Source organism: Rahnella sp. NRRL B-41462, from assembly GCF_003263525.1.
GTDB lineage: Bacteria > Pseudomonadota > Gammaproteobacteria > Enterobacterales > Enterobacteriaceae > Rahnella > Rahnella aceris.
Window position 1 is genome coordinate 1 of the sequence record NZ_JYDF01000136.1, and the last position, 12201, is coordinate 12201.

The following is a 12201-nucleotide window of genomic DNA, read 5'->3' on the forward strand; positions in this document are numbered from 1 at the left end:
TTGCCTGCCAGCTCAGCGTAATATCCAGCGGCTGAGGCACCTGCGCCGTTTGCATTTCGGCGTGCAGTTCGCCGGATTCAGGCAGATGATCGAGATTCGCTGGCAGCAGCAGTTTACCGCTGAGCGTCACCGGCTGCGTACTGCCCGGCGGCGTCAGACTGAATGAACGGATGGCAAGCTGACGGTTACCGTCAAGCACGGCGTCAAGTTTCAGGGCATCGCCATTCACAGAAAGATGTTGTATGCCGTCCAGATTACTGAGCTGCACACTGGCAGCGTAATGCTGCCACGGCGTCACAGAAAACTGGCCGATACTGACGTCACCGGCAGGCAGGAGTTGCTGTATCTCTGCGAGGGAAAGCGTTGACTGACTTTCGCTTTTGGGCAGTTTTGCCAGACAGGCGGTATCGACCGTCAGCGCATCAAGCTTCAGCGCCCATTGGCCGGTGTTATGACTGAGGCGGGCATTTCGCGCCGTCGCGAGCGTGCAGTCCCCGGCCTGATAGCGCAAGCCCGGCAGTTGCAGGACGCCGTGCGACCAGTGCGGAGAACCACTCAGCACCAGTTGGGTTCCGCCCGGCAACCAGTGGCTGGCAACAACGGGCAACCAGCGCGGCACGGTTTTCCATAACACCCACAACAGCAGCGCAATAATCACCACTATACTCAGGAGTATCTGCGCGCTTTTCTTCAGTCCGTTCCTCATGACTTGCCTTGTCTTATGCTTCACTAAATGATCTAAACGCCCGCAAGATATCATAATTAGCGTAACAACTGATGACAGGAATGCCAGAGCACCTGAATCAAATAGCACAGGATAAATTGTCTGCCTTCCTGCGCTCTGCTAGTTTGATGGCATATTGCGAATTGTTTCTGAAACTGTTTATTCCTTATAAAACAGGCGGAAGCCGTTTCGCCAGAGATTCAAACTCACTGCGGAGAAACACCATGAAAGTGGCTGTCTACAGTACTAAAAATTACGACCGGAAATATCTGGAACTGGTCAACGCGCATTATGGCTATGAACTGGAATTTTTCGACTTTCTGCTGACCCCGCAAACAGCGAAAACGGCGGTAGGTGCCGATGCAGTCTGCCTTTTCGTGAATGACGATGGCGGCCGCGAAGTGCTGCAGGAACTGGCCTCTCTGGGCATTAAAACGCTGGCACTGCGTTGTGCAGGCTTTAACAATGTCGATTTAGATGCCGCAAAAGAACTGGGAATTTCGGTGGTGCGCGTACCGGCTTATTCGCCGGAAGCGGTGGCTGAGCATGCAGTGGGAATGATGATGTGTCTTAACCGCCACATCCATCGCGCTTATCAACGCACGCGTGAAGCCAACTTCTCGCTGGAAGGTCTGATCGGTTTTAACATGTATCAGCGCACCGCCGGTATTATCGGTACGGGTAAAATTGGCGTGGCGACGATGCGGATCCTGAAAGGTTTCGGCATGCGCATTCTGGCGTTTGATCCGTATCCCAGCCCGCTGGCCCTCGAACTCGGCGCGGAGTATGTCGACCTGGATACGCTGTATGCCGAATCCGATGTCATTTCGCTGCACTGCCCGCTGACACCGGAAAATCATCATCTGCTTAATGCAGAAGCCTTCTCCAAAATGCAAGACGGTGTGATGATCGTCAACACCAGCCGTGGCGGATTACTGGATGCCACTGCCGCTATCGATGCCCTGAAAAAGCAAAAAATCGGCGCACTGGGCATGGACGTTTACGAGAATGAACGCGATTTATTCTTCGAAGACAATTCTAACGAAGTGATCCTTGATGACGTCTTCCGTCGTCTGTCGTCCTGCCACAACGTGCTGTTCACCGGCCATCAGGCCTTCCTGACCAGCGACGCACTGACCAGCATTTCAGAAACGACGTTGTTGAATATTGATCAGCTGTCGAAAGGTGTGGTCTGCCCGAACCTGCTTTAATCACGTAATCAGCATCATCATTATAAGGCTCACTCCGGTGAGCCTTTTTACTTTCTGCATCTGCGCTGCAACACACTCAGCGGCTCAGCACCCGGCTGATTTCCGGGCCGTAGCCGGTGAGGGTCAGGACATCATCAGCCAGCGTGACCGAGGAAAATGGCAGGCTGCTTTCGCCGTCGACCATACCTTTCAGCGTAATAAAATCAGTATTGTCTACACGGTCATAACCGCCACGGTGATCGTGACCGGCGAAATAGGCGCGAACGTCGTACCGGCACAGCAATTCCACCAGCGTTTCACAATTCCACAGGTTGTGGCTGTTAACCGGTGTCAGCGGATAATGGCCGAAAACCAGTACCACCTCGCACTGCTCACGCGCCTCAAGCAGGTTTTTCTCAATCCATTCAAGCTGTTTCGGCCCGACCGCACCGTTCCAGGGCTGCGCCTGCGACTGCTGACATTCTGTCAGTTCTTCCAGCATATATTCTGCTAACTGGCGGTCATCGGCATTGGCGTGGTTGCAATACAAACTGACGTCGTTACCGTCGATGACCAGAAAACGATAGCCCGGCAAACGGAACGAATAATAACTTTTCGGTAAACCGATGGCCGGTTTCTGCGCCCCGAGATGCTCGGAAATCACCTGCGCGTCGTGGTTGCCGATCACCGCCGCATGCGGGTGGCGCAGCGCCTCATAACGGGCAAGAACAGCCTGAAAACTGCTCCAGTCACGGTCCACCAGATCACCCAGCGTGACCACAAAATCGAGTTTGAGATCATTAAGCTCATTGATGGCGGTGGCCAGTTTATTCAGGCTGTTGCGGTAATAACGGATTTTTTGGGGTTCGGCATCCGCATACTGCGGGTCGGCAATCAGCCCGAAGCGCAGCCGTGTGCCAGTGACCAGCCCATCGTGAACGTCCGGCAACTGATAAAATGCACTCACGTTGCCCAGCGCCAGCGCCTGCCGTTCGGATATCAAAGGGGATAAAGTGGTGACGGCCATAACATTCTCCTGTCGGGATCTTAACGGATCCCTGCCCGCATAAAGGATTGAACAAACTGACGCTGAAATATCAGAAATAACACCAGCAGTGGCAACACGGTCATCAGGGTGGCGGCACTGATCAGCGCCCATTGCACGCCCTGCTCCGGCGCGGAAAACAACTGTAGTCCGACCGTCACCGGCCGCACTTTGACGGAATCGGTGATCACTAACGGCCAGAGAAAATCGTTCCAGTGGAAGCTGATGGAAACCAGTGCAAAAGCGACATAAATCGGTTTCGCCAGCGGGATATAGATTTTGCGCAGGATATAAAACCGGCTGGCGCCTTCCACAATGGCGGCTTCTTCCAGCACCAGCGGAATACTTTTAAACGTCTGGCGCAGCAGGAAAATGGCAAACGCCGAGGCAAAATACGGCAGCGCGATGCCCGCCAGCGTGTCACGCAACCCGAGCGCGCCAATGGTTTTGTAGTTGTTCAGGATCAGCACATCGGGGCTTATCATCAGTTGCAGCAAAATGAGCGCGAAGATAAAGCCTGCCCCTTTCAGTTTAAACCGCACCAGCGCGTAAGCCGCCAGGGTCGCCAGAATCAGCTGGCACACCACAATCATCATCACCAGCAAAGTAGTGTTCATGAAGTAGCGCGCGAAAGGTGCCGCCTGCCAGGCGTTGATGAAATTCTGAAAAGTCAGCGGCGCAAACAGCGAAAAACTGCCCTGCACTGACGCCGGATGAATCGCCACCCAGACCGCGACCAGCACCGGTAAAAACCACAGTAACGCCGCCAGCCAGATGGCGAGATTCAGGATCAGGCGGCTGAAAGAAAACGGTTTCACTGATAATGCGCCCTTTTATCCAGCAGGTTGAATTTAATCAGCGCGATGACAGCGAGGATCACCAGTAACACGACGGTCATTGCCGACGCAGCCGGTAAATCCCAGTAACTGAACGCCGTGCGGTAGATGTAAAACAGCAGCAAACTGGTGCTGTTGTTCGGCCCGCCATTGGTCATCGCAATCACCTGATCGACAATCCTGAATGCATTCATCGAGGCGTTGATCAGCACGAATAATGTGGTTGGCATCAGCAGCGGCCACTGTACCCGGCGGAAGAAATAGCGCCGTGATGCCCCTTCGATTTCTGCCGCTTCGGCCAGCTGCGGGTCGATTTGCTGTAATGCGGCAAGGTAGAAAATCATGAAGAACCCGGCCTCGCGCCAGACTGAAACTGCCATCAGGCTGTAGAGTGCCGTGCCCGGTTCACCCAGCCAGTTGACCGCAGGTAGCGAAAAGAGCGCCAGCATTTTGTTGAGCAAACCGAGTTGCGGCGTATAGAAAAATAGCCACAGATTGGCAATCGCCACCATCGGCAGCAGCGAAGGAATAAAGAAAGCGGCGCGGGTCAGCGCATTGCCGCGCAGACGGCGGTTGACCGCCAGCGCCATCAGCAGCGCAAGGGCAACCGACAGCGGGATGGTGATAAGGGCGTAGAGCAGATTGTTGCGTAACGACAACATAAACACGTCGTCGTCCAGCAGCGCACGGTAGTTATCCAGCCCGACAAACTGCGGCGGATGCCCGCTGCGGGCAGCGCTGAACAGGCTTTCCCACACCGTTGCCAGCGCCGGATAGTGGGTAAACAGCAGCAGAAAACCCAGCGCGGGCAGCAGCAACAGATAGCCGTAAAGTTGTAATGACAACCCGCGTGTGCGGGTGGCCGGAAGAACCGCGTGAAATGTGCTCATGCTGTTCCTTTCGCGCTTACTGATACGGTTTCAGCAGGCGGTCAGCCTGTTTCTGCGCCGAACTCAGCGCGTCTGCCGGCGTTTTTGCCTGTGTGACCGCAGCTTCAATCGCGTGGTTCATCAGTTCCTGAATTTGCACACTGTTATAGGTCGAGAGTTCCGGCTGCGAATATTTCAGTTGTTCGCGGGCCACCAGCGCCTGCGGCACCTGTTTCACATAATCCTGCATGACCGGGGTTTCCCACGCAGCAGGCGATGTCGCGACATAACCGGTGGCGATACTCCAGCGCGCCGCCTGTTCAGGGGCAGAAACCCAGCGGATAAATTCCAGTGCCGCTTTCTGTTGTTCCGGCGTGGTGTTTTTGAAGACGTAAAGATTACCGCCGCCGGTCGGGCTACCACGCTGCGTTTTCTCCGGCAGCATCGCCACACCAAACGGGAATTTCGCGTTCTCACGCACGGTCGTCAGGTTGCCGGTCGTCGTGACCATCATCGCCGTTTTGCCGTCGATAAAGTCCTGCGGAGTGGTGCCCCAGGCGATGGTGCCCTTCGGTGACACCGCTTCTTTCTGCGACAGATCGGTCAGCCATTGCAGGGCTTCCACATTGGCGGGTGTGTCAAATGTCACTGCCGTGCCTTTGCCATTATCCAGATGGCTGCCGTTGGTGGCCGCAATCCCCTGGAAATTCCAGTAACCGTTCGGCGTGGACGGGATTTCAATGCCCCACTGCTTCACTTCAGAACCGTCACGCACCACCAGTTTTTTGCCGAAATCGACCACCTGCTGCCAGCTGGCAGGCGGCGTGTCGCCATTAAGACCCGCCTTCTCAAACGCCTGTTTGTTCCAGTACAACACCACCGTCGAACGCTGAAACGGAATGCTCCAGACTTTGCCCTGAATGTGGCGGATAAAGGCCGGATAGAAGCCGTCGATCCATTTTTTACCGTCTGCGTCATTCGCCAGATCGCTGACCGGCAAAATCGCGCCCGCGTCGATCAGGGAATACGCTTCAATATCGCCGATCACCGCAATTTGCGGGGCATTGCCGCCACGAAACGCCGTCAGCGCTTTGGTGACGGTGGTGGCGTAATCACCGGTATACACCGGCTGAATGCTGATATCAGGATGTGTTTTCTGGAAATCTTCTACCAGCGTATCCACCGTATGACTGATTTTCCCGCCGACAGCAATCGGGTAATACATTTGTAATTTCACCGGATCTGCCGCAAAAGCAGAGGTGCAGGAGATGAGCAGAACGGCGGTAGCGAGACGTGAAAAACGGTGAACAGATGACATAGTTTTCCCTTCGGCAATAGGCGTTGTATGAGTCAATAAAAGTGAATAACGGCAAAAAATGACAACTACACAGCAACTCTGTGATCTGACGGTAAACAGGATTGCTCAGCGTGGAAGCAGCGTTTTCCGTCTGCTGTAATGAAAAAATATTGTGCGCCCGTGGTCCATTGCAGACCGACCCTCTGACCATCAGCAAAGCGTTTCATGCCCGCGACTTTCACGGTCATTAGCTCGGGATATCCGGCAAGTGCGCAGGCCACCAGGGTGTCCGCCCCCATGTATTCATGGCTGACCACCCGGGCGGTCAGGCTGGCGTGTTCAGGCGAAATCAGCTGAATATCTTCGGCGCGCAGGCCGAGACTCAGGGCGTTTTCGTTGAGGTTTTCCACCACCGGCAGCGGCGTACCGGCGAGATAGTGATGCTGCCCGCGGCGTTCGAGCGGCAGAATATTCATTGGCGGCGCACCGATAAATTGCGCGGCAAAAATGCTGGTCGGGTTGTTATAAAGGTTATCCGGGGTGTCGTGTTGCTCGATGCGGCCATCGTTGAGCAAAATGATTTTGTCCGCCATGCTCATCGCTTCGGTCTGATCGTGCGTGACATACAATAAGGTCAGGCCGAGCTTCTTCTGAATTGCACGGATTTCGCGGCGCATACTCTGGCGCAGTTTGGCGTCGAGATTGGAAAGCGGTTCGTCCATCAGGCACAGCCTGTTGTTGGCAATCACCGCCCGGCCCAGCGCCACGCGCTGTTGCTGACCGCCGGAAAGCTGCGAAGGTAAGCGGTCGAGCAGCGGCTCCAGTTCCATCAGCCTGCTGACGTCCGCCAGCCGCGATGCAAAATGACGCTTGTCTTCGCCACGCGCACGCAGGCCGAAAAGCAGATTTTCGCGCACATTCATGTGCGGGAATAACGCGTAAGACTGAAACACCATCGACAGTTTACGCTGCGAGGGTGCCAGCGACGTGACATCGGATTGCTGAAAATACAACGTACCGCTTTCCGCCGTTTCCAGCCCGGCGATGGTGCGTAATAACGTCGATTTTCCGCAGCCGGAAGGACCGAGCAAGGCAATAAAATCACCCTCTTCCACATCAAAACTGATGTCATTGAGGGCCACTTTCGTCCCCCAGGATTTCCGGATGTGATGCAGTGATAGGTAGCTCATGCCGCTGTAAGTCTCTCTGACCGATGATGGGCATAACCTATCGGGCTAAAATGACGCTTTTATGATCGGGAGATGACGGGATAAAGACGGACAAGGTTTTAAGTCCCATTCATTCACGCTATAATACGCCAACAAATATCGCATAAGTCAGTTGAATATATCGACATGGCGAATGCCAAAGGAATATTTCTCAGGAGAGAAGATGAAGAAGTCACTGTTTGTTCTGGCCGCCGCGATGACCCTGGGGGCGTGCAGCATGAATCAGAATACCGCCGTTAAACAGACCGATTTGCAGCATCACCGTTTTGAGTTGCTGAGCGTCGATGGTCAGACGGTTCCTGCCGCGCAAGGGCGCATTCCGGACATTGAGTTCGGCTCAAACATGCACGTTTCGGGAAAAATGTGTAATAACTTCATGGGTCAGGGCCAGTTGCAAAACAACGTGCTGACCGTGAAAGGACTGGCATCCACCATGATGATGTGCCCGGATGAAAACCTGAATAAGTGGGATCACGTGATCAGCGATGTGCTTAATAACGGCGCGGCGCTGACCTTGCAGGAAAACAAACTGACCCTGACACAAGGTAAACACCAGTTGATTTATCGTCTGAAAGACCGGATGTAAATTTATTGCCACGTTAACTGCAAAAACGCAGACGACTGTCTGGCGTTTATCAGGCTTTACACACACCCTGCATCAAAGCACTTTCCGAGCACTGACGACCATTAGCCATCGAACACATACCGACGCGGCTGCCATCAAGTTGCGGCGCCATCCGTAATTGCCCGCCCGCCATAGAACAGGCTGCATACGCCGGGCTATCCATATTAACGGTACGTTGCCCGATATTAACGCTGTTGCCTTTTTGTGGAACGTCAGCCGAATCGTCGTGGCTGCTGCATGCGGCTAACACCAGCACACCGGCGGCCAGTAACACGCGAAACGCAGTGATCATCTGTCCTGCTCCTGAATATGACGGGGATTTTTTTGCGAATCGCCATCATATCCGACGTTTTTCGCCTGCGTCGAGCCTTTCGGCAAAATAACATCAACTTTTTCCTAAAATAATCTCAAATTTAAACACTCAGACACATTTTATTTCGGCCGGTTATTTCTTTAACGCATAAAACCAACAGTAATTAACCGCTTTTCCCGCTGCATTCGCGGAAAAATATAATGATAAGGCGCTTATATGCTGACTGAATTTGTCGAAAGATATTCATTAATCATCACGCGCGCGCCCTTCACGCCCCTATTTAGCCGCTGTCCCAAACCGGCTTCTGCACGACAGCTAATAATAATCCCAGCGCCTCGGGTTATTCAGTAACCGCTTAAAATATCAGCCGAAATAGCCCTGCACACAATCAGGATAAATCGATTAATCCGCCCTCTGCTAAGCTTTTAACATTCCCGCCAGCAACCGACTTTTCCGCTGGCTGCCATTGTGAGCAGAGCAAAAAAGGTATTCCATGATCACCACTGATGGTAATAATGCAGTCGCTTCCGTGGCTTATCGTACCAACGAAGTGATTGCTATCTACCCGATCACCCCCAGTTCAACCATGGCCGAAATTGCCGGTGCCTGGTCAGGCGAAGGGAAGAAAAATTTGTGGGGCGATGTCCCGACGGTAATGGAAATGCAGTCGGAAGCCGGTGCGATTTCCACCGTGCATGGCGCGTTGCAGACCGGCGCACTGTCGACCTCGTTCACCTCGTCTCAGGGTCTGTTGCTGATGATCCCGACGCTGTACAAGCTGGCCGGTGAACTGACGCCGTTCGTGCTGCATGTCGCTGCGCGCACCGTAGCCACCCACGCGCTGTCCATTTTTGGCGATCATTCGGATGTGATGGCCGTACGCCAGACCGGTTGCGCCCTGCTCTCTGCCGCCAGCGTGCAGGAAGCGCAGGATTTCGCGCTGATTTCTCAGGTTGCCAGTCTCAACAGCCGCGTGCCGTTTATTCATTTCTTCGACGGTTTCCGGACCTCGCACGAAATCAACAAAATTGCCCCGCTCAGTGATGACACGCTCCAGCAGATGTTGCCGCAGGCGCAGATTGATGCGCATCGCGCCCGTGCTCTGTCGCCGGACCATCCGGTGATCCGCGGCACTTCCGCCAACCCGGACACTTATTTCCAGTCCCGCGAAGCCACCAATCCGTATTACAACGCCACCGGCCAGCACGTCATTGATGCGATGAATGCTTTTGCCGTCCTGACTGGCCGTGAATATAAGCCGTTCGAATATGTTGGCGATCCGCAAGCCGAACGGGTGATTGTGCTGATGGGTTCCGGCATCGGCACCGCCGAAGAAGTGATTGAAACCCTGAATGCCCGTGGCGAAAAAGTCGGCGTACTGAAGGTCCGGCTGTACCGTCCGTTCAGCGCCGGACATTTGCTGTCCGTGCTGCCACAAAGTGTGAAAAGCATCGCGGTGATGGATCGCACCAAAGAGCCGGGCGCGCTGGCTGAACCGTTATACCTCGACGTGATGACCGCGCTGGCCGAAGCCTATTCCCGTGGCGAACGCGATTCACTGCCAAAAGTGAGCGGCGGCCGTTACGGATTATCCTCGAAAGAATTCGGGCCGGATTGCGTGCTGTCGGTGTTCCGCGAACTGTCGCTCAGCCAGCCGCGTCCGCGCTTTACCGTCGGCATTTATGACGACGTCACCGGCCTTTCCCTGCCGGTGGTGGAAGAAGCGTTGCCGCAGCACGCGTCGCTCGAAGCCCTGTTCTATGGCCTGGGCAGCGACGGTTCGGTGTCGGCCACCAAAAACAATATCAAGATCATCGGTAACAGCACGCCGATGTATGCGCAGGGTTATTTTGTCTACGACTCCAAAAAGGCCGGTGGCCTGACGGTGTCGCATCTGCGTGTCAGTGAAAAGCCGATCAAATCTGCTTATCTGGTGAGTCAGGCGCATTTCGTTGCCTGTCATCAGTGGCAGTTTATCGACCTGTATCAGATGGCAGAACGTCTGCGTGCTGGCGGGATTTTCCTGCTCAATACGCCGTTCAGCGCTGATGAAGTCTGGGCGCGTTTACCGCTGGAAGTGCAGGCGACACTTATCCAGCACGAAGCCCGTTTCTATGTGATTAACGCTGCCAAAATTGCCCGCGAATGCAAACTCGGCGCGCGCATTAATACCGTCATGCAGATGGCGTTCTTCCACCTGACGCAGATCCTGCCGGGCGAACAGGCGCTCGCCGAATTGCAGGGCGCGATTGCCCGCAGTTACCGCAGCAAAGGCGAAGAGATCGTCACCCGCAACTGGATGGCGCTGGCCGCTACGCTGGAAGAACTGGTCTCCGTGCCGCTGCAGGCTATTCCGGAAAATCCGCGCAAACGCCCGCCGATTGTTTCCGATGCGGCACCGGATTTCGTCAAAACTGTCACCGCTACCATGCTGGCCGGTCTTGGCGATGCCCTGCCAGTTTCCGCGTTCCCGCCGGACGGCACCTGGCCGACCGGCACCACGCAATGGGAAAAACGCAACATTGCCGAAGAAGTGCCGATCTGGAAACCGGATTTGTGTACCCAGTGCAATCATTGCGTCGCCGCCTGTCCGCACTCGGCGATCCGCGCCAAAGTGGTTCAGCCGGAATTTATGGCAGATGCGCCGTCTGCCCTGCAATCGCTGGATGTGAAATCCCGCGACATGCGCGGTCAGAAGTACGTGTTGCAGGTCGCACCGGAAGACTGCACCGGCTGTAATCTGTGCGTTGAAGTGTGTCCGGCGAAAGACCGTCAGGATCCGTCCATCAAGGCCATTAATATGGCGGATCGCATCGAACATCTGGAAGAAGAACGCGCCAATTACGATTTCTTCCTCAAACTGCCGGAGATTGATAAAACCACGCTGGAACGCATTGATATCCGCACGTCTCAGCTGATCACCCCGCTGTTTGAGTATTCCGGTGCCTGCTCCGGGTGTGGCGAAACGCCTTACATCAAACTGCTGACCCAGCTTTATGGCGACCGTTTGCTGATCGCCAATGCCACCGGCTGTTCTTCTATCTATGGCGGTAATCTGCCTTCAACGCCGTACACCACTAACGCCGAAGGTCGCGGTCCGGCATGGGCAAATTCACTGTTTGAAGACAACGCCGAGTTCGGGCTGGGCTTTCGTCTGACGGTGGATCAGCACCGCCGCCGCGTGCTGCGTCTGGTTGCATCGCTGGCGGAACATATTCCGGCGGACGTCCTCGGTGGCCTGCGCAATGACACGTCCACGCCTGAAGTGAAACGCGGGCATGTCACGGCGCTGCGTAAAATTCTGGCAGACATCGACACGCCGGATGCGCGTCAGTTAGCCACCGATGCCGATTATCTGGTGGATAAATCCATCTGGCTGATTGGCGGTGACGGCTGGGCGTATGACATTGGTTTCGGCGGACTGGATCACGTCTTAAGCCTGACCGAAAACGTCAACGTGCTGGTGCTCGATACCCAGTGTTATTCCAACACCGGCGGACAGCAGTCGAAAGCGACTCCGCTCGGTGCAGTCACGAAATTCGCAGAACAGGGAAAACGCAAATCACGCAAAGACCTGGGAGTGAGCATGATGATGTACGGTCATGTGTATGTGGCGCAGATTTCACTCGGCGCGCAGCTTAACCAGACCGTCAAAGCCATTCAGGAAGCCGAAGCGTATCCGGGGCCGTCGCTGATTATCGCGTACAGCCCGTGTGAGGAACACGGCTATGATCTGGCGCTCAGCCATGACCAGATGAAACAACTGACTACCACCGGTTTCTGGCCACTGTACCGCTTCGATCCGCGTCGTGTCGAAGAAGGCAAACCGGCACTGGCCCTCGATTCAAGACCGCCTTCCAGCGGGCTGACCGATACGCTCAATAATGAACAACGGTTCAGAAGACTGAACTCCCAACAGCCGGAAGTAGCAGAGATGTTGTATGCGGCGGCAGAGAAAGAGTTACAGGCTAAATATGACTTTTTAGCCATGCTGGCGGGGAAGAAGACCGAGCCGGAGTCTTGAGTTTTTAAACTGTGAGTTGAGAAAAAAACGCGGTCGGCTCCCTCCCCTG

9 protein-coding genes and 1 pseudogene are annotated in these 12201 nt (G+C 54.8%); 3 read left to right on the top strand and 7 right to left on the bottom strand.

All coding sequences use genetic code 11. The features are described from left to right. Positions 1-706 (bottom strand): annotated as a pseudogene (locus UC14_RS24255) (hypothetical protein); the annotation flags it as partial. 242 nt (positions 707-948) lie between these two features. On the opposite strand from UC14_RS24255, the gene UC14_RS24260 reads away from it, so the two are divergent. After that, entirely contained in the window at positions 949-1935 is a 987-nt protein-coding gene (locus UC14_RS24260; RefSeq protein WP_112198608.1) for a 2-hydroxyacid dehydrogenase, read from the top strand. Between the two features lie 76 nt (positions 1936-2011). Here the strand turns inward: UC14_RS24260 and UC14_RS24265 are convergent, their stop codons facing one another. From UC14_RS24265 to UC14_RS24285, 5 genes are all read right to left on the bottom strand, one after another. Next, entirely contained in the window at positions 2012-2941 is a 930-nt protein-coding gene (locus tag UC14_RS24265; RefSeq protein WP_112198604.1) for a metallophosphoesterase, read from the bottom strand. A gap of 20 nt (positions 2942-2961) precedes the next feature. Continuing rightward, entirely contained in the window at positions 2962-3777 is an 816-nt protein-coding gene (locus UC14_RS24270) for a carbohydrate ABC transporter permease (protein ID WP_013575398.1), read from the bottom strand. Further along, complete coding sequence (locus UC14_RS24275; RefSeq protein WP_112198605.1) at positions 3774-4685, bottom strand: carbohydrate ABC transporter permease; 912 nt, start codon at positions 4683-4685, stop codon at positions 3774-3776. The genes UC14_RS24270 and UC14_RS24275 overlap by 4 nt, the downstream gene beginning before the upstream one ends. 16 nt (positions 4686-4701) lie before the next feature. Beyond that, on the bottom strand, positions 4702-5982 hold the full coding sequence (locus tag UC14_RS24280; protein WP_112152478.1) for an ABC transporter substrate-binding protein: 1281 nt from the start codon (positions 5980-5982) through the stop codon (positions 4702-4704). A 65-nt stretch (positions 5983-6047) separates the two neighbouring features. Continuing rightward, positions 6048-7151 carry an ABC transporter ATP-binding protein gene (locus UC14_RS24285; RefSeq protein ID WP_013575395.1) on the bottom strand — a complete coding sequence of 368 codons (1104 nt, stop codon included), beginning with the start codon at positions 7149-7151 and terminating at the stop codon, positions 6048-6050. Positions 7152-7353: 202 nt separating this feature from the next. Here UC14_RS24285 and hslJ point away from each other — a divergent pair, with 202 nt between their 5' ends. Then, complete coding sequence (gene hslJ, locus UC14_RS24290; RefSeq protein WP_112198606.1) at positions 7354-7776, top strand: heat shock protein HslJ; 423 nt, start codon at positions 7354-7356, stop codon at positions 7774-7776. A 49-nt stretch (positions 7777-7825) separates the two neighbouring features. Here the strand turns inward: hslJ and UC14_RS24295 are convergent, their stop codons facing one another. Continuing rightward, positions 7826-8107 carry a DUF333 domain-containing protein gene (locus UC14_RS24295; protein WP_013575393.1) on the bottom strand — a complete coding sequence of 94 codons (282 nt, stop codon included), beginning with the start codon at positions 8105-8107 and terminating at the stop codon, positions 7826-7828. Between the two features lie 514 nt (positions 8108-8621). On the opposite strand from UC14_RS24295, the gene nifJ reads away from it, so the two are divergent. After that, on the top strand, positions 8622-12152 hold the full coding sequence (gene nifJ / locus UC14_RS24300; RefSeq protein ID WP_112198607.1) for a pyruvate:ferredoxin (flavodoxin) oxidoreductase: 3531 nt from the start codon (positions 8622-8624) through the stop codon (positions 12150-12152). The last annotated feature ends 49 nt before the right edge of the window (positions 12153-12201 follow it).